The following is a 16,156-nucleotide window of genomic DNA, read 5'->3' as shown; positions in this document are numbered from 1 at the left end:
GCCTGCCGCCCTTCACTGAAAGCCATCGATGATTCGTCCTCTCCTTGTCTCGGCCGCTGCCGCCGCTGCGTTCCTTGCGTTGCCTACCGCTGCCTCCGCCCAGGCGTTCGACGCCGTGCGGCTGGGCCCCGGAACCGCCTCGGGCGGGCAGGTGGGCCTCGCGGCCATTGCCGGGCGCGCCTATCCCGGTGCGGATGAAGAGCGCCTGCGCGTGCTGCCCTGGGTCAACTACCGCTGGTCGAACGGCTGGTTCGCGGGCGTGGGCAACGGGATCGGCTATGTCTTCCCCTCGGCGTCGCCGGAATTCCAGTACGGCGTGCGCCTGACGGGGGACTTCGGTCGCAAGTCGCGTCGTTCTCCGGTGCTGGCCGGCCTCGACGACATCGATGCGTCGCCCGAGCTGGGCGGCTTCTTCAACTGGAACCTGAGCCGCGAGCTGTCGCTGACGACCTCTGTGCGCTACGGTGCCGGCCGCGACCACGACGGCCTCAAGCTCGATGTGGGCGCACAGTATGGCTGGATGCTCTCGCCGAACTGGCGCGCGGGCGTGGGTGTTTCCGCGGGTTTCGGCAACGCGAACATCGTCCAGGACTACTTCGGCGTGCCGGCCGATCGGGCCACGGCCGACCGGCCCGCGTACAGCCCGGAAGGTGGCCTGACCGAGCTGCGTGCCTCGGTCTCCCTCGGATGGGCCATCAATGCCGAGTGGAGTGCTTTCGGTGCGCTGTCCGTCACGTCGTGGGAGGGCGATGCGGGGGACAGCCCGCTGGTGCGTGAACGCCGGCCGATCGGCGGGGTGCTCGGCGTGTCGCGCAGCTTCTGAGCGTCTCAGCGGGGGCGGGCGCCCATGGCCATCAGAGGCGCCCGAGTCGAAGCCCCGCGTCGAGCAGGATCACCTCGCCGGTGGTCTTCGCGGCGCCTGCGCCCAGCCACCAGGCCGCATCCGCCACGTCTTCGGGCTGGATGACGGCCTCGAGCACCGCGCCTCGGCGATACGCCTGGGCCCCGGCCTCGTATTTGTCGTCGCCCAACCCGGCCTTGAGCCACGGCGTCTCGACGAAGCCGGGGGCGATGGCGTTGACCCGCAGGGAGGGGCCGAGCGCGCGGGCCAGTGCGATCGTCATGGCGTTCAGCGCACCCTTGGATGCCATGTACGGCAAGGACGAGCCCCGCCCCATCATCGAGGCGACGGACGAGATGTTGACGATGCCGCCGCCCGGCGTGCGCTGCATCAGCGGCACGAGCGCGCGCGTCATGTGGAAGCTGCCCACCACATTGACGTCGTAGATGGCGTGGAAGTCTTCGGCGGTCAACGCGTCCAGGTCGCGCAGCGGAACGAACTTCGTGGTGCCGGCATTGTTCACCAGCACGTCGACACGGCCCCAGGCCGCCTCGGCCTCGGCGGCCAGCCGACGGCAATCGGCGTCGGAGGCGATGTCCGCCTGCACGACGCGCACGTCTGCCCCGAGCGCGCGGCATTCGGCGGCCACGGCTTCGGCCGGTACCGGGTTGCGCGAGTAGTTCACGAGCACGTTCCAGCCCTTGCTGGCGTAGAGACGGGCGGTGGCTGCGCCGATGCCGGACGAGGAACCGGTGATGACGGCGACTTGGCGGACAGGGGTCATGGGCAAGGGCGGGCGAAAGGGTTGACGGGGGCGGCGACGGGCCTGCGGCTCAGCGGCGGCGCATCAGGGTGCTCTTGCCGAACAGGCTTTCGATCAGGTCCACGGCAACTTCGGCCGTGCGATTGCGCACGTCGAGGGCCGGGTTCAGTTCCATGACGTCGAGCGAGGCCATGCGCCCGGTATCGGCGATCATCTCCATGCACAGCTGGGCTTCGCGATAGGTGGGGCCACCGCGCACCGTGGTACCGACGCCCGGGGCGACGTCCGCGTCGAGAAAGTCGACGTCGAAGCTCACGTGAAGGTGCGTGTTGGCGTCGATGGTCGCCAGCGCGATCTCCATCGCGTGCCGCATGCCCATCTCGTCGATGTAGCGCATGTCGAAGACCTCGAGGTCCATCTCGTGGACGAACTGCTTCTCGCCCTTGTCGACGCTGCGGATGCCGATCTGCCGCACCCACTTCGGGCTGATGGCCGGCACGTGCCCGCCGATCTCGATCAACTCCTTCGGGCCATGCCCGCACAGGCAGGCGACCGGCATGCCGTGGAGGTTGCCGCTCGGCGTCAGGGCCTGGGTGTTGAAGTCCGCGTGGGCGTCGAGCCAGAGGATGCGCAGTTTGCGGCGCTTCTCCCGGCAATGCCGCGCCACGGCACTGATCGAGCCGATGCCCAGGCAATGGTCCCCGCCGAGCAGCAAGGGGCGGCGCCCGAGTTGCAGCTCGGCGTAGACGGCTTCGTGCACGGCGAGGTTCCAGGCGAGGACCTCGGGCAGGTGGCGGTAGCCGTCGACCGGTGCCAGGCCCGGGTTGGGCGGGCCGCTGAGGTTGCCTCGATCGACCACGTCGAAGCCGAGGCGGCTCAGCACCGGGCCGATGTCGGCCACGCGCAGCGCCTCCGGGCCCATGCTGGATCCGCGAGTGCCTGCGCCGACGTCGGTCGGCGCGCCAATGATGCTGATGCCGGTGTCCATGACGGGGCCTCCGTTCAAACGTCGATCGAACCCGGTTCGGTGTCCCGGTGGTCGAACCCGTACTCGGCCTCGAGCACGGCCCAGGCCTCCTCGGCGGTCTCGACATAGCGGAACAACTGCAGGTCCACTTCGCTGATCATGCCGGTCTCCACGAGCCAGTCGAAGTTGATGAGCTTGGACCAGAACTCGCGCCCGACGAGCAGGATGGGCCGCCGACGGCACTTGCCGGTCTGCATGAGCGTGAGGACTTCGAACATCTCGTCGAGGGTGCCGAATCCCCCGGGGAAGCACACCAGCCCGATGGAGCGCATCAGGAAGTGCATCTTGCGCAGCCCGAAGTAGTGGAACTGGAAGCACAGTTCGGGCGTGATGTACGGATTGGGCTCCTGCTCGTGGGGCAGCACGATGTTCAGGCCGATGCTCTTGCCGCCCGTCTCATGGGCGCCGCGGTTGCCGGCCTCCATGATGCCCGGGCCGCCACCGGTGACGACATACACGGGCGAAGCCATCGACCGGGACCGGGTGGTGACGATCTGGGCAAACCGACGCGCTTCCTCGTAGTGCGGCGACATCCTGAGGTGCCGCCGGGCCAGTGCAAGCGCCGTCTCGTTGCCCGCCGAGGTGGCGTCGGCCACCAGGCGTTCGGCGACCTCGCGGGAAACGATGCGGGCGCTGCCGAAGATCACGATCGTGGACTCGATGCCGAGCTCCGATTGCACGAGTTCCGGTTTGAGCAGTTCGAGCTGCATGCGCACCGGGCGCAGTTCGTCGCGCAGCAGGAAGTCGGTGTCGGTGAAGGCAAGCCGGTAGGAGCTTTCCGGCCCGTCGTAGCGAGAGGGTGGTGCGACGGTCTCGGCTTCCTGCTGGGCAGACGGGAAATTGCGGGCAGTCAGTTCGGCTCTTTTGTTCATGGTGTGCAGCTTAACGCGGCGATCACGCCGGAGAGGGGTCTGGTGTCAGTGGGCGGCGTGAGCGCCGCAAGTGGGGCAGGCAGGGTCGCGGGCGATGCGAATCTCGTTCCAGGCCATGTGCCGCGCATCGAGCATCTGCAGTCTTCCGGCAAGCGAGGTGCCGACACCGGCCAGCAGCTTGAGCGCTTCGGCGGCCTGCAGGCTGCCGATGATGCCGACGAGCGGCGCCCAGACGCCCATGGTGGCGCAGCGTGCCTCCTCGGCGGGGCGGTCGGGAGGGAACAGGCAGGCGTAGCAGGGCATCTCCGGCCGCCGGCTGTCGAACACCGAGACCTGGCCGTCAAACCCGATCGCGGCACCTGACACGAGTGGCTTGCGATGGTCGACACAGGCGGCGTTGACGGCCTGACGCGTCGCGAAGTTGTCGCAGCAGTCGAGCACGACGTCGGCGTCGGCCACGAGCTCGGCGAGCCGTCGCGCGTCGGCGCGCTCGGCCAGGGCCACCACCCGGACGTCCGGATTGATGGCCGCGATCGACCGCGCGGCCGAGGCTACCTTGGGCCGGCCGACCTGCGAGAGATCATGGGCGATCTGGCGCTGCAGGTTGGTCACGTCCACCGTGTCGTGGTCGACCAGGGTGATGCGCCCGACGCCGGCAGTGCCCAGGTACAGCGCGACGGGCGAACCAAGGCCCCCGGCACCGATCACGAGGGCATGTGCGTCGAGCAGCCGCTGCTGGCCTTCGATGCCCACGTCGTCGAGGAGGATGTGCCGCGAGTAGCGCAGCAGCTGGTCGTCGTTCATGGGCAGAGGATACCCGCCGTCCGCCAAGAAAAACGCCCGCACGGAGGCGGGCGTCGTTCCTGCGGTCTCGGCGACTCACTGCGAGGTGGTCGCGTCCTCCGGCTTGCGCTCGGTGGCGGTCTTGGAGACCTGCACCGGCTTGTTCTTCAGCTGGTTGAGCGCCTGCATCAGCGGGAAGTCTTCCGGGCTGCCGAGTTCGGGCGGCTGCTTCAGCGGCGACTTGCCCGCCTTGGCGGCTTCCTCTTCGTAGCGCTTGCGGGCTTCCTCGCGCGCCTTCTCGCGCGCCAGGTCCTTCTCTTCCTCGCCTTGGCCGCTCTGCAGGTGCTTGTCGAGGTCCGCTTCGCGGGTGCGCAGGGCCGAGTACAGCGGGCCTTCGGCGGTCTCGTCGAGCATGATGTCGGGGACGATGCCCTTGGCCTGGATGGAGCGGTCGGCCGGCGTGTAGTAGCGCGCGGTCGTGATCTTGATAGCGGCCGATGGGCAGCGGTCGATGCGCTGCGGTTCCGGGCCGAGGCAGATGAGCGTCTGGACCGAGCCCTTGCCGAAGGTCTGCGCGCCCATGACGACGGCGCGCTTGTGGTCCTGCAAGGCGCCTGCGACGATCTCGCTCGCCGAGGCCGAGCCTTCGTTGACGAGCACGACCATCGGCACCGTCTTGATGCCGGCCGGCAGGCGACGCAGCGGATCGGGCGGCAAGGCGCGCAGCAGCCCGCGGCCCTCGTAGTACAGGTAGTCCTTGGGCGTGGCCTTCAGCACGGACTTCGACGAGGCCAGCTGCCCCTTGGTCGATACCACCACCACGTCAGGCGGCAGGAACGCCGAGGCAATGGCCACGGAGGCCACGACCGAGCCGCCCGGGTCGTTGCGCAGGTCGAGCACCAGGCCCTTGAGGTTGGGGTCCTGCTTGTAGACCTCGTCGACCTTGCGGACGAAGTCCTCGACGGTCTTGTCCTGGAACTGGCGCACCTGCACCCAGGCGTAGCCCGGCTCGACCACCTTGGCGCGAACGCTCTGGGCCTGGATCTCGGCCCGCACGATCGGCACGGTGAAGCTGCGGGACTCCGACTTGCGGAAGATCGTCAGGACGACCTTCGTATTCGGTTCGCCGCGCATCTTCTTCACGGCCTGCTCGACCGTCAGGCCCTTGACCTGCGTGTCGTCCACCTTGGTGATCAGGTCGCCGCTCTTGATGCCGGCCTTGAACGCGGGCGAGCCTTCGATCGGGGTGATGACCTTCACGAGGCCGTCTTCCATGCCGATCTCGATGCCCACGCCGACGAAGCGACCGGTGATGCCTTCCGAGAATTCCTTGACGCTCTTCTGCTCGATGTACTGGCTGTGCGGGTCGAGCCCGGCCACCATGCCGCCGATGGCGTCAGTGATGAGCTTCTTCTCGTCCACCGGGACGACATAGGTGCTCTTCACAAGCTCGAAGACATTCGACAGCTGCTGGATTTCCTCGAGGGGGAACTGCGACGCCGTGTTGCGGGCCGTCGCCTGGAGCTGCATCGTCGTCAGCGCACCGGCCACAGCCCCGAGCGTGACCCAGCCGGCGACCTTCAATTTCGAACCCATAGATGACCTGCTCCTGGCCGGACGACCGGCAAACGAAAAGACTTCAATTCAGTATATGACGCGAGACCCTCGCTTTGAGGGGCTTCGGGCACGGAAGTTCACGCGGGTTTCACATGTCGGCAGTGCGGCGCGGCGCCTGCATCGCCGCTCAGGAAGACCGCCGAATTGATGACCGATACCAGCGCGCTTGGCAAGCGGTGCGCCTGCTCGACGGCCAAATGCGTGATGTTGGAACGGTCCCCCGGAAGTCGGGGGAGGGTCCCTTCATAACCGGGGGAATCCCGGGGGTTTTGTCACGCACGTTGTCGCACGGCAATGGCAGTATGGAGCCGCGTCACAACGTTCGGGTGCCCTCATGAGCGAGCTTCACCACAGTCTGGAATCGATGGGTGTCTTGCAGTACCTGTTCGCCGTCGTGTTCCTCATCTGCTATGCCTTGGCCATTGGCGACTTCCTCGGCGCCGGCGCGCGGCCGGCCGTCGGAGCCTCCGGTTTGGCATCGGCCATCGGCTTCTCGTTCGCCACCGACCCGTGGGTCCATGGCGTTCTTCTCACCGCGTTCGCGGTGATCGGCATCGGGCTGTTCCTCGGCCTTGCCTGGTTGCTCAAGGCCGTGTTGGCCTCGGCAGTGGGCGAGGTGTCGGTCGAGGCGGCCTACGACAACGCCGTGTCCGTGTCCGCTGCCGTCGACGAGGAACTCGCCGCGCTCGAGCAGGCGCCAGCCCGCCCGCCCGCGAGCGAGCCACGCACTGCAGCAGACGTCCGCGGAGAGGCCGCCATTGGCCGCCTGCTCGGCGCCGAGGCGCGCTCACTGGACCAACGCACGTCTTGAGACACGCCGTTGGCGGGGCGCGGGAGCGCCAATTGCCTGCGGGCGTGTGCAAGGAGGTCCAGCATGCGTGTGAGGTGGCGGTTGCCAGCCTGTCTCGAGTCCCAATGGGTACGTCGTTTCCGCGTTGCGCTGCGCGACATCGAACCGCGACTGTCGGAGTTCGAAACCAGCGTCATCGCTTCCAGCCAGTTCGCCCAATGGGGCGACATGGACCCGGAGCAGGCAGCCGAGGACTACGCTGACGAACTTCCCCGCGCTGGTCGCCCGACCTGAGCGTCGGGGGCGGGCCGTGAACCTGCCGCAAAACCATCGGTTTGCACGGTGCCGGCGTCGAAGCGCAAGGCTGCCCGCCGCGCACGACCATGGCGATGAGACCACCGCTGCGAATGGTCCCGCCGACAGGAATCGAACCTGTATCTGCCGCTTAGGAGGCGGCCGTTCTATCCATTGAACTACGGCGAGGGCCGGGCGGCGCATTCTAAGCCGACCGCGAGCGGACCCTCACGTCCTGCGAACCGCGCAAGCGTCCACCCGGGCCGTTTTTCCGCCCCTACTCCGGGCAGCGCGGCGGATTCCGACGCGCGTTGTCGGACGGCGCCGACACGCGGGAACGCCGCTTGCCTACCGTGCGCCAGGACACGTCCGTTCACACTTCGGCAGGCCCGGCCTCGAAACGGGTGCATCGATAGGGGAGCTTTCACATGACAGACGATTTGGCAGTGAGCATGCCGTCCCGTGGCTGGTCCGCCGTCGGCGGCCGGGTGATTCCGCCTTCACCGCGGGAAACGGCACCTCGTTCTCCAGTACAGACGCCCCGTGCCAGCACGGAACTGCGCGGGCACCTTTCGTTCGCCACCTCCGACGGCCTGCTCGGTCCTGGACGCCGGTTGCGCTACCGGCGCGCGCGCTGGGCCCGCTACGCGTTCGTCTGGGCGGCGATCGTGCTGCTGCTGCCGTTGGGCGTCGGCTGGGCTTGGGGTGCCATGGGAATGCTGATGCGCTGAGCGACATGGCGCACCATGTCGTCAACCGGATGGCAACGAAACATTTGCGCGCATTTCGCTCCCTCAAGACGCCTGTTGTCCTACACCCTAGGGTTTTCACGTGGCCCATACTGCACCGCAGCAGAGACCCAAAAGGAGCGATTCATGGGATTCAACGAGCTGAACGGCAAGTACCGTCAACTGCGTTACGAACTCGAAGAGGCCTACTCGGCCCCGGCATGGAACCGGCCGCGCATCGACCGCATCGCCGACGAACTGGCTGCCACCGAACGCGCGCTGGCGTCCATCCTTCCCCATGAGGAAGAGCACCAGATGCCGCTCGAGCTGAGCTGAGCTGCCAAGGGGTTCGCCGGGCGCCGGCTGAGAGGCCGCTCAGGCAACCCTTCGCGGTGCCTTCGTCCAAGGACATCCGATGAAGACCCTGACCAACGACGAGTACATCGCCGAGTTGAATCGGCGCCTCCAGGCCGACCCTGACTACCGCGACGGAACCCACTTCGTCGCCATTCCCCCTGAACAGCAGGAGCGCGCCCGGGGTGGCTCGACCTGGGTCGGTCCGGACGACATGCTGCCCGTCATCGTGCGCATCGTGAAGGACACGGCCGGCGAGTTCCAGATCGAGCACCCGTTCGTCGCCGAGCGCGGCTGAACTCCGATCCGCTCAGGCCCCTGGCCGCCCGCTGTCAATCGTGAACGCCGACACGAGGCCGCGGCGGTGACCGGCCCCGGGCATCCGCATCGTTGGTGTCCGTCGTTCCCATCCTGCTGTCCACGCACCCTGCGGCGGAGCAGCAGTCGTTGTGATCGCCAGTCTCCCGTGTCCTATCGACAAACGTGGGGGCCAACGCGGCGACCGACATCCATCTGCCATTTGCTTTTATGGCGTCCGCTTGCCGTTGACCGGGACATCGCAGAGCCGCTTCGCGGGGTGCTGATGCGGTGCACCAGGCGAATCACCTGGCCCGTTCCGCCGTCCCTTCAGTCCCAGCGCCAGGTCCAGATCACATCGAGCGAGTTGTCGAGGCCCGACTGGGCCCGCAGCGTGAAGCGTCGGGCGATGCGGTAGATCAGTTGCCATGTGCCCTGGGTGGCGTTCAGCCCCCGCTCGTAACCCACGTACCAGCGGCGTGACAGCTGCTTGCCCAGTGAGACGACCGTGTCCCGCGTGTCGCCCTCGGTCTGGCGCACCGAGAGATCGTCGAGGCCGAAGGTGGACAACACCTGGTCGGTGACGCCCGGGCTGTCGCCGGCGAGCAGCGCCATTGCGGCCCGTTGCAGCAGGGCGGTGTCCGAGCTGCCGAGGCCATCGCTCGCGCGACCGAGCATCAGCCACGACAGCTTGTCGATGTCCGACATGTCAGGGTCCGAGAAGAGGCGAATGCGCGGACTCAACGCCGAGCCCGTGATGGTGACGCCGACCCGCACATCCAGGTTGGGCCGGGTGGCCTCGATGTCGAGCCGCGGGTCGTTCACCGGGCCGTTGAAGCTGATCACCCCGCGATCGATGCTCAGCTTCTGCTGATAGGCCGCGTAGGTGCCCCCGACGGCGCGGATGCTGCCGTTGAAGGACGGGAATCCGTTCGGGGTGCTGATGCGCAGTTCGCCCTGCAAGCCGGTGTCGATGCCGCGGCCCTTCAGGCGCAGGCGCTCGCCCAGGTTGATGGCCAGGTTGATCGACACGTTGCGATGGCGTTGGGGGACCGGCACCGCCTCCGGTTCATCGTCGCTGCGGTTGACCACCACCACGTCGCCCCCGAGCGCGGGTGCATCGGAGCGGGTGAAGTCGATCAGGCCCTCATCGACGCCGAAGCGGCCTTCGACGCGCACGTTCTCACGGTCCAGCGCCACCTCGCCCTGCCCGGAGACGACGATGCGGCGGTCCACCCGGGCCAACAGCTGGAACGCCTCGGCTTTCAGCTGGAGCCGCGCTTCCGGGGACTCGCCGAAGCTTGCGTCGCCCATCAGGTTGATGGCACCGGAGCCTCCGCGGGCGGTGAGCTTGTTGATGCGGGCGGTGTCGCCGCGCAGGGTGATGTCGACTTCCCCGCCCGTCACGTTGACGCCCTCGAGCACGTTGCGCACCGAGATGCCGCTGCCGATCATCTGCCCGGTGTACTCGGGCGCACCGAAGCGGCCCCCGAGGCCGGCCGTGGTCCGCATGCGTCCGCCGAGCCGCCAGCCCGTCGGGACCCACGCGCCCCAGGTGCCCAGGTCCTCGACCTGCGCCTCGAAGACGCCTTGCAAGGGCGCATCGGCATCAGGCCAGGCGCGCTGCGGCGAGGTGCGTGCCACGAAGGCGCCAGCCGCAACCCCCAGGCGCTTGCCTGCGAGGCCCTGGGTGAAGGTCCACACGCCGTCTTGCACGTTGAGCGAAAGGACAAGGTCACTGAGCCCGAGCGCCTGCGTGCCGCCGTCGTCGGTCACTGTCAGGTCGCCGCTGACCCGCTCGAGCACGATGTCGGCGCTGAAGTCGCCCGCCTGCTTCACGAGGACCTTGCCGCCGATGCGCAGGTCTCCCCCCCAGCCGAACTCGGGCTGGGCCCGGGACAGCAGCGGAGCAACCGCCAGCGGCTCGAGTTCGGCCTGCATGTCGAGCTGCTGGGTGCGGAGTCCCTGCTCGGGATGCCACTCGATGCGGTCCCAGCGCAAGCCGGCGGTGAAGATGTCTGCCCGGCCGGCGGACATGACGAAGCGGGGCGACGGGCCGCCTTCGACTTCCAGCGCGACGTTGCCGGTGCGCACCCACGGGGTTGCGCCGGCCTGGCTGCTGCGCAGGTCCAGCTGCTGCAAGGTGCCACGCCAGAGGGGCGGCGCGTCGCCCTCGGGTGTGAGCGGTCCGCCGCTCAGGCTGCCATGGGCGTTGACCGAAACCAGGGTGCGGGTGGGCGCGCCGGCCGGCGGTGGCACGCGGTGGCTCAGTCCCTCGGCCCAGGCGGGCGGGACGGCGCGCAGTTCGCTGCGCAACTGGAAATCGTGGTTGCCCGGCGTGCCCTTGAGCTGGATCTGGGTGGCATTGACCTGCTGCGTGCCCCAACTCGCCTGCTCGACGCCGACCACCACATCGAGCGGGGCGTCGATCTGCGTGCCGAAGGTCCAGCGCAGGTCCGCACGGCTCACGTTCAGCGGGCCCGCGCGCAACGCTGCGGAACGGGCTTCACCGGTGGAGCGCATGTCCGGCCAACGCCCGCGCACGGCGGTGTTGCCCGTGAGGCTGCCGTTCAGCGCCTCCAGCAGGCCGGTCCGGCTGGCCCCCGGCACCAACTGCAGCACGGGAGCGAGGCGGGCGAGAACCGGCAGGTCCAGTTGAGCCGTCCATTCGTCACGCGCGCCGTCGACGTCGGGGCTCAAGCGGCCTTCCGCCTGGACGCGGTTGCCGTCCATGTTGAGGGCGACCTCCACGGTCACCGGGTCAGCGGCGGCCGCATGCGCCAGCGACACGCTGCCCGACGTCGGCACCCCCGCCAGGATGCTGGGCGTGATGTCGACCCGGGTGGTGCCGCGCAGGCTGGCTGCCCGCGCCAGCGGGGTCGGCTTGCGGGCTCCTGCCGCCAGGTCGGGCAAGGTCAGGTCGGCATCCGCCTTCAGGTTGAGTCGGTGCGGACCAGCCTGCCAGGCCGAGTTGGGGGCGCCCGGAAACCAGGGCCTGGGATCGAAGTCGACCAGGCTGGCCTGCGTGCGCACTCGCCAGGCGTTGGGGCTGCGTTCGGCGGTCCCCGCCATGGCGGCCCGGGCGTCGCCCGAGCGGGCCTCCAGTGATCTGAGTTCCACGCGCGTGCCGTCGCCCGAGGCATCCAGGTTGACTTGCACGTCGCGGTCGAAGTCGGCGAGCCGCCCGTCCAGGTCTGCCTGCGCGGTGAAGACGGGAACGCGGCCGCGTTGTCCGTCCGGTCCCTCGGGCCAGGTGCCGGCCGCGGTGATGGGGCCGCTCAGGGTCATGGCCGGCAGTGCCGGGTCCAGCGCAGACGGCCGCACCTGGGCCAGTTCCGCCTTGAGCGAAAAACGGGACTCATCCCAATGGCCGGTGGCCCGCAGGACGCCGGCGTCGCGCCGCCCGTCGGAGAGCAAGGCCTCGAACGCCTTGATGTCGAGCGGCCCGGTCGCGCTGGCCTGTCCGGAGAAGTCGGCCTTCAGGCTCCGCACCGGCAGGTGTCCTTCGGCAAGACTGCCGGGCCGGGTGTTGACGAGGCTGCCCTCGACATGAAGCCCGCCGGCCGCGCCCTTGGCACTGTCGACCGGCGCGATCTCGACCCGGCCGGTGAGGGCGGTGATGGGCGCGCGTGCCACGAGCGCCGAGACGTCGAACGCCTGGGTCTTCAGGTCGAGACGGGGCAGCGGCCACGGCGCGGTGGGCTCGACGGTTGCCGATGCGTCGAGGGTCTGGCCCTTGCCCTTGACTTCGAGCGTGGTGTCGAAGGCGGCCAGTGGCCCCTTCGCGCGCAGCCGGCCTTGCCAGTCCTCGCGGAGCGCGCGGGCCCATGTCGGCAGTGGCTGGCCGGCCGAGGCGGGTGAAGGGGGGGCCTGCACCGCGTCGAGGCTCACCGCGAGCGCCTTGTCCCCGACGGTGCCGATGCGTCCCTCTCCGGTGATGAGCAGCGGTTCGGCGCGGACGCTCACGTTGCCGAATCGGTGCACGCGGCCCCCGTCCATGCCCATGTGCACGTCCACCGACGCCTCGCGAAGCGGGTAGCCGGCCAGGCCCGGGACGATCACTTCATCGGCCGTCACGAGGTCGACGTCGATCTCGACAGGCAACTGCAGGCTGCCCGGCAGCGTCATCGGTTTGTTGTCGCCGCTCGAGCGCACCTCGACCGTCACCCGCCGCGCATGCAGCGCCCTGGCCTTCAGCCGCGCCCAGGTGGCGGGGTAGGGCGTGTAGGCGACCGTCAGGCCTTTCCAGGCGGGCTCGTCGATGGTGACCGTGGTGTTGCCGGCCTTGACCACGACCTGGCGCGCACTGAAGTCCCCGATGAGCGGACCGGTCGGGTCGACAACTTGCACCCCGACACCAGCCCGCGCCAGCCGCGCGAGCAACCAGGCGGTGCCGCGTGCGTCGCCCACGGCCCAGAACACGCCGAACAGCGCCGACCCGACCATCACCAGGACGAGGACCATGGCCGCCAGACCCATCCACAGCCCGGCCCGCCGTCGGCGACGTGCCGGAGGCGGTGTTTCGGCGGGCGGGGGCGGCGACGCCTGGGGTTCGGAGTTCGCGTCGGTCATGGCAGCCGGGACGTCAGAACGCGATGCCCACGCTCAGGTGCAAGCGCGCCTTGCGGATTTCCTGCCCGTAGGCGAGGTCCAGGCGCAGAGGGCCCACCGGGCTGCGGTAGCGCAGGCCGACGCCGTAGCCGAGCACCGGATCGAGCTCCTGCCAGGTGTCGGCTGCATTGCCGGCATCGACGAAGGCGGCCCACCACAGACTCGGCAGGCGCGGGGTGAACGGGCGGGCGATCTCGGCGCTGCCGGTGAAGAGGACCCGGCCGCTGGCCAGCACGCCATCACGCGTGGGCCCGAGGGTGCGATAGGCATATCCGCGCACCGATTCGTCGCCGCCCGCACGAAAGAGCAATGGGTCCGGGATGCCGACCCGGTCGGCGGCGAACACCTGGCCGGCTTCCACCCTCACCTGGGTGAACCAGCTGCCGCCGAGCGGCCAGTAAAGCGTGTTGCGCGCGTACAGCCGGGTGAACATGCCCTGGCTCGCATAGTTCGAACGCGCGTAGCCGACGCCCGCCTGGAGCGAGGACGACAGGCCTTTGGTGGGCAGGATGACGCTGTCGAGCCGGCGCCACACCCAGTGGTAGTTGGCCGACAGCGCCCGGGTGGCTTCTTCCACGCCGTTGGCCCGGCGCAGCTCGCTCAGGAGCCACTCCGCGAAGACGAGGCGTTCGATGCGCTCGGTGTCGAGGGAACGCCCGATGCGCACGCGGTTGGCAAGGGATATTTCACTCGCGGCTTCCTCGCGCGACAGGCTGGTGGCGAGGAGCTTGCGATAGCCGTCCTCGTCGGGGTTGGCGATCAGCTCGCCCTCCCAGGCGCGGCGCGTGCCACCGAGCTCGAGCTTGTTGTAGACCTGCCCGTTCCAGCCGAACGGGCGCCGGTGACGGTGCTCCAGCGTGACGCGGAAACGCGTGGTGTCGCTGTAGCCGAAGCCGGTGGTGGCCTGCTGCAGGCTCTGCTCGCGCACCCGCACGCGCAGCGGCGTCGAGGAGGCCTGTGCCGGGTCGGGCTCGATGTCGACGGTGACGGTCTCGAAAAGGCCCAACTTCAGCAGGCGTTCCTGGAAGTCGAGCAAGCGCTTCTCGGTGTACGGCGTGCCCGGCGGCAGATCGGCCACGTTGCGGATCACGCTTTCGTCGTAGCGTTCGAGGCCTTCGACCTGCAGCTGGCCGAGGATGAACTGCGGGCCGCTGTCGATCTCGCCGGACAGCGCCACCGTGTGGGCGCGGGCATCGACACGCGCCTCGGTGTTGCCCCAGGTCGCGGTGGGATAGCCGCCCGCCCGCAGCGCAGCGAGCGTGCCGTTCTTGGCGGCATTCCAGGCGGCCTGGCGAAACGGCTCGCCCGGCGGCAGCGCCCAGTTCTCGGTAAGCTCGCGCAACAGGGACTGCGCGTCGCGGTTGCCGGCGTCGGCCTGGCGCTTGAGGTCTCCCTGCGCCGCGATGGCCAGCGAAGTGACCCGGCTGCGCGGGCCGGGCTCGACCGTGAGCCGGACGATCGGGATGCCGTCGTCACCCGTGTCCCGCACGACATTCACTTCCGCGGCGAAGTAGCCTTCGGTCTCGAGGAGGGAGCGGGCGTGCGCGGGGGAGGCGTTGGCCAGGCGGGTGAGCTCGCTTTGCGTGATGGACTCGGCCTGGGTCTCACCCTGGAATCGGGAGAGGTCGAGGTAGGTGAGCAGCAAGGTGCGCAGCTCGCCGGGCGCCTGGACTTCCAGCCGGTAGGTGGCATCGGCGTCGCCGCCTGCGGGCGCGGACGCGGCGCCTGGGGCCGGGGCAGGGCGAGGCGCCGCCGAACCCGACACGGTGGCGCCGCCGTCGGCGTTGGGGTCCTGGGTCGGCAGCGCGCCGCAGGCACCGAGCGCCAGGCACAGCGAAGCGCCGCCCAGCCGACGGGCGACGTCCTGTCGCACGCTCATTTGCTCAACAGCCGCATGGCCCCTTCCAGCCCCTGCAGCGTGAGCGGGAACATGCGGTTGTTCATCAGCTGCTGGATGACCGAAATGCTCTGGCGGTAGCCCCACACGCCCTGCGGCTCGGGGTTGATCCAGGCGTACTTGGGAAACGCGTTGGTCAGCCGCTGCAGCCATTCGGCTCCGGCTTCCTCGTTGTTGTACTCCACGCTGCCACCCGGCTGGAGGATCTCGTACGGGCTCATCGTGGCGTCGCCGACGAAGATGAGCTTGTAGTCCTTGTTGTACTTGCGCAGGATGTCCCAGGTGGGAAACTTCTCGCTGTAGCGGCGCCGGTTGTTCTTCCACATGTAGTCGTAGACGCAGTTGTGGAAGTAATAGAACTCGAGGTGCTTGAACTCCGCCTTGGCCGCGCTGAACACCTCCTCGACGCGGTGGATGTGCTCGTCCATCGTGCCGCCGACGTCCATCAGAAGCAGGACCTTCACCTTGTTGTGCCGCTCGGGCACCATCTTGATGTCGAGGTAGCCGGCATTCGCGGCGGTGGAGCGGATCGTGTCGTCGAGGTCGAGTTCGTCGGCCGCGCCCTCGCGCGCAAAGCGCCGCAACCGGCGCAGGGCCACCTTGATGTTGCGCGTGCCGAGTTCGAGGTTGTCGTCGTAGTCCTTGAACTGGCGCTGGTCCCAGACCTTCACCGCGCTCTTGTTGCGGCTCTTGTCCTGGCCGATCCGGATGCCCTGAGGGTTGTAGCCGTAGGCGCCGAAGGGCGAGGTGCCGCCGGTACCGATCATCTTGTTGCCACCCTCGTGGCGCTCCTTCTGTTCCTCGAAGCGCTTCTTGAGGGTCTCCATCAGCTCGTCCCAGCCCATCTTCTCGATCAGGGCCCGTTCCTCGGGGGAGAGTTCGAGCTCGAACTTCTTCTTCAGCCAGTCGAGGGGAATGTCGCGGGTGAAGTCGGCCAGCAACTCGACGCCCTTGAAGTAGGCGGCGAAGGCACGGTCGAACTTGTCGAACTGGGCCTCGTCCTTGACGAGCGAGGTGCGTGCCAGGTAGTAGAACCGGTCGACGGTGGGGCCGCCCTCGTCGTCGATCACCCCGGACTTCACGGCCTCGAGGAGCATCAGGTACTCCTTGACCGAGACCTTGAGCTTGGCCGCGCGCAGGGTGAAGAAGAAGTTGATCAGCATAGTCCGTGATTCTCATGCATCCGCGGGTACCAGACCATGCCCGGGTGTCTCTCGAAGGCGCCACTCCCGGAGCCGGCAGGTGCGGCGTGCCGGAATAAAGCGGAAAAGGCCTGGAAAGC

Annotated in this window: 14 protein-coding genes and 1 tRNA gene; 6 read left to right on the top strand and 9 right to left on the bottom strand. The window is 68.6% G+C overall.

Going from position 1 to position 16,156, the window contains the following annotated elements; genetic code table 11:
• The first annotated feature begins 28 nt into the window (after window positions 1-28).
• Window positions 29-823 carry a MipA/OmpV family protein gene (locus ACSQ2F_RS13585; protein WP_436023628.1) on the top strand — a complete coding sequence of 265 codons (795 nt, stop codon included), beginning with the start codon at window positions 29-31 and terminating at the stop codon, window positions 821-823.
• Window positions 824-854: 31 nt separating this feature from the next.
• Here the strand turns inward: ACSQ2F_RS13585 and ACSQ2F_RS13580 are convergent, their stop codons facing one another.
• From ACSQ2F_RS13580 to ACSQ2F_RS13560, 5 genes are all read right to left on the bottom strand, one after another.
• Entirely contained in the window at window positions 855-1,625 is a 771-nt protein-coding gene (locus ACSQ2F_RS13580; RefSeq protein WP_436023626.1) for an SDR family NAD(P)-dependent oxidoreductase, read from the bottom strand.
• Between the two features lie 49 nt (window positions 1,626-1,674).
• Window positions 1,675-2,592 carry an arginase gene (gene rocF, locus ACSQ2F_RS13575; RefSeq protein WP_436023624.1) on the bottom strand — a complete coding sequence of 306 codons (918 nt, stop codon included), beginning with the start codon at window positions 2,590-2,592 and terminating at the stop codon, window positions 1,675-1,677.
• A 14-nt stretch (window positions 2,593-2,606) separates the two neighbouring features.
• The gene (locus ACSQ2F_RS13570) at window positions 2,607-3,503 is read right to left on the bottom strand and encodes a TIGR00730 family Rossman fold protein (RefSeq protein WP_436023622.1); all 897 of its coding nucleotides are present in this window, start codon (window positions 3,501-3,503) and stop codon (window positions 2,607-2,609) included.
• 45 nt (window positions 3,504-3,548) lie between these two features.
• Window positions 3,549-4,307, bottom strand: a complete 759-nt coding sequence (locus ACSQ2F_RS13565; RefSeq protein ID WP_436023620.1) for a HesA/MoeB/ThiF family protein — start codon at window positions 4,305-4,307, stop codon at window positions 3,549-3,551.
• Between the two features lie 75 nt (window positions 4,308-4,382).
• Entirely contained in the window at window positions 4,383-5,882 is a 1,500-nt protein-coding gene (locus ACSQ2F_RS13560) for a S41 family peptidase (protein ID WP_436023618.1), read from the bottom strand.
• 355 nt (window positions 5,883-6,237) lie between these two features.
• Here ACSQ2F_RS13560 and ACSQ2F_RS13555 point away from each other — a divergent pair, with 355 nt between their 5' ends.
• Together ACSQ2F_RS13555 and ACSQ2F_RS13550 are read left to right on the top strand one after the other, a co-directional pair.
• A complete protein-coding gene (locus ACSQ2F_RS13555; RefSeq protein ID WP_436023616.1) occupies window positions 6,238-6,714 on the top strand; it encodes a hypothetical protein in 477 nt (158 codons plus the stop codon).
• Window positions 6,715-6,777: 63 nt separating this feature from the next.
• On the top strand, window positions 6,778-6,987 hold the full coding sequence (locus ACSQ2F_RS13550; RefSeq protein WP_436023614.1) for a hypothetical protein: 210 nt from the start codon (window positions 6,778-6,780) through the stop codon (window positions 6,985-6,987).
• A gap of 114 nt (window positions 6,988-7,101) precedes the next feature.
• Here ACSQ2F_RS13550 and ACSQ2F_RS13545 read toward each other — a convergent pair.
• Window positions 7,102-7,176: transfer RNA gene (locus ACSQ2F_RS13545), tRNA-Arg, on the bottom strand.
• Window positions 7,177-7,415: 239 nt separating this feature from the next.
• Here ACSQ2F_RS13545 and ACSQ2F_RS13540 point away from each other — a divergent pair.
• From ACSQ2F_RS13540 to ACSQ2F_RS13530, 3 genes are all read left to right on the top strand, one after another.
• Window positions 7,416-7,718: a hypothetical protein gene (locus ACSQ2F_RS13540; RefSeq protein ID WP_436023612.1), complete on the top strand. Its 303-nt coding sequence runs from the start codon at window positions 7,416-7,418 to the stop codon at window positions 7,716-7,718.
• A gap of 144 nt (window positions 7,719-7,862) precedes the next feature.
• Window positions 7,863-8,051: a hypothetical protein gene (locus ACSQ2F_RS13535; protein WP_436023610.1), complete on the top strand. Its 189-nt coding sequence runs from the start codon at window positions 7,863-7,865 to the stop codon at window positions 8,049-8,051.
• A gap of 79 nt (window positions 8,052-8,130) precedes the next feature.
• Entirely contained in the window at window positions 8,131-8,367 is a 237-nt protein-coding gene (locus ACSQ2F_RS13530) for a hypothetical protein (RefSeq protein ID WP_436023608.1), read from the top strand.
• A gap of 329 nt (window positions 8,368-8,696) precedes the next feature.
• On the opposite strand, the gene ACSQ2F_RS13525 is transcribed toward ACSQ2F_RS13530, so the two are convergent.
• The 3 genes from ACSQ2F_RS13525 to ACSQ2F_RS13515 form a co-directional block, all read right to left on the bottom strand.
• Entirely contained in the window at window positions 8,697-12,830 is a 4,134-nt protein-coding gene (locus ACSQ2F_RS13525; RefSeq protein WP_436023606.1) for a translocation/assembly module TamB domain-containing protein, read from the bottom strand.
• Between the two features lie 121 nt (window positions 12,831-12,951).
• Window positions 12,952-14,856, bottom strand: coding sequence for an autotransporter assembly complex protein TamA (locus ACSQ2F_RS13520; RefSeq protein WP_436023604.1), 1,905 nt, complete (start codon window positions 14,854-14,856; stop codon window positions 12,952-12,954).
• The gene (locus ACSQ2F_RS13515) at window positions 14,853-16,037 is read right to left on the bottom strand and encodes a vWA domain-containing protein (protein ID WP_436023602.1); all 1,185 of its coding nucleotides are present in this window, start codon (window positions 16,035-16,037) and stop codon (window positions 14,853-14,855) included. The genes ACSQ2F_RS13520 and ACSQ2F_RS13515 overlap by 4 nt, the downstream gene beginning before the upstream one ends.
• Window positions 16,038-16,156: the final 119 nt, after the last annotated feature.

The organism is Rhizobacter sp. LjRoot28 (assembly GCF_964253025.1).
Classification (GTDB): Bacteria; Pseudomonadota; Gammaproteobacteria; order Burkholderiales; family Burkholderiaceae_C; genus Rhizobacter.
The sequence above is the reverse complement of the archived record's forward strand: the minus strand, read 5'-3'. Positions and strand labels throughout refer to the sequence as shown.

Bases quoted from the DNA above. Each gene is read 5' to 3' on its own strand.
- ACSQ2F_RS13555 (WP_436023616.1), top strand. From the start codon at position 6,238: ATGAGCGAGCTTCACCACAGTCTGGAATCGATGGGTGTCTTGCAGTAC.
- ACSQ2F_RS13560 (WP_436023618.1), bottom strand. From the start codon at position 5,882: ATGGGTTCGAAATTGAAGGTCGCCGGCTGGGTCACGCTCGGGGCTGTG.
- ACSQ2F_RS13585 (WP_436023628.1), top strand. From the start codon at position 29: ATGATTCGTCCTCTCCTTGTCTCGGCCGCTGCCGCCGCTGCGTTCCTT.
- ACSQ2F_RS13580 (WP_436023626.1), bottom strand. From the start codon at position 1,625: ATGACCCCTGTCCGCCAAGTCGCCGTCATCACCGGTTCCTCGTCCGGC.
- ACSQ2F_RS13530 (WP_436023608.1), top strand. From the start codon at position 8,131: ATGAAGACCCTGACCAACGACGAGTACATCGCCGAGTTGAATCGGCGC.
- rocF (WP_436023624.1), bottom strand. From the start codon at position 2,592: ATGGACACCGGCATCAGCATCATTGGCGCGCCGACCGACGTCGGCGCA.
- ACSQ2F_RS13515 (WP_436023602.1), bottom strand. From the start codon at position 16,037: ATGCTGATCAACTTCTTCTTCACCCTGCGCGCGGCCAAGCTCAAGGTC.
- ACSQ2F_RS13535 (WP_436023610.1), top strand. From the start codon at position 7,863: ATGGGATTCAACGAGCTGAACGGCAAGTACCGTCAACTGCGTTACGAA.
- ACSQ2F_RS13525 (WP_436023606.1), bottom strand. From the start codon at position 12,830: ATGGTCCTCGTCCTGGTGATGGTCGGGTCGGCGCTGTTCGGCGTGTTC.
- ACSQ2F_RS13565 (WP_436023620.1), bottom strand. From the start codon at position 4,307: ATGAACGACGACCAGCTGCTGCGCTACTCGCGGCACATCCTCCTCGAC.
- ACSQ2F_RS13520 (WP_436023604.1), bottom strand. From the start codon at position 14,856: ATGAGCGTGCGACAGGACGTCGCCCGTCGGCTGGGCGGCGCTTCGCTG.
- ACSQ2F_RS13570 (WP_436023622.1), bottom strand. From the start codon at position 3,503: ATGAACAAAAGAGCCGAACTGACTGCCCGCAATTTCCCGTCTGCCCAG.
- ACSQ2F_RS13550 (WP_436023614.1), top strand. From the start codon at position 6,778: ATGCGTGTGAGGTGGCGGTTGCCAGCCTGTCTCGAGTCCCAATGGGTA.
- ACSQ2F_RS13540 (WP_436023612.1), top strand. From the start codon at position 7,416: ATGACAGACGATTTGGCAGTGAGCATGCCGTCCCGTGGCTGGTCCGCC.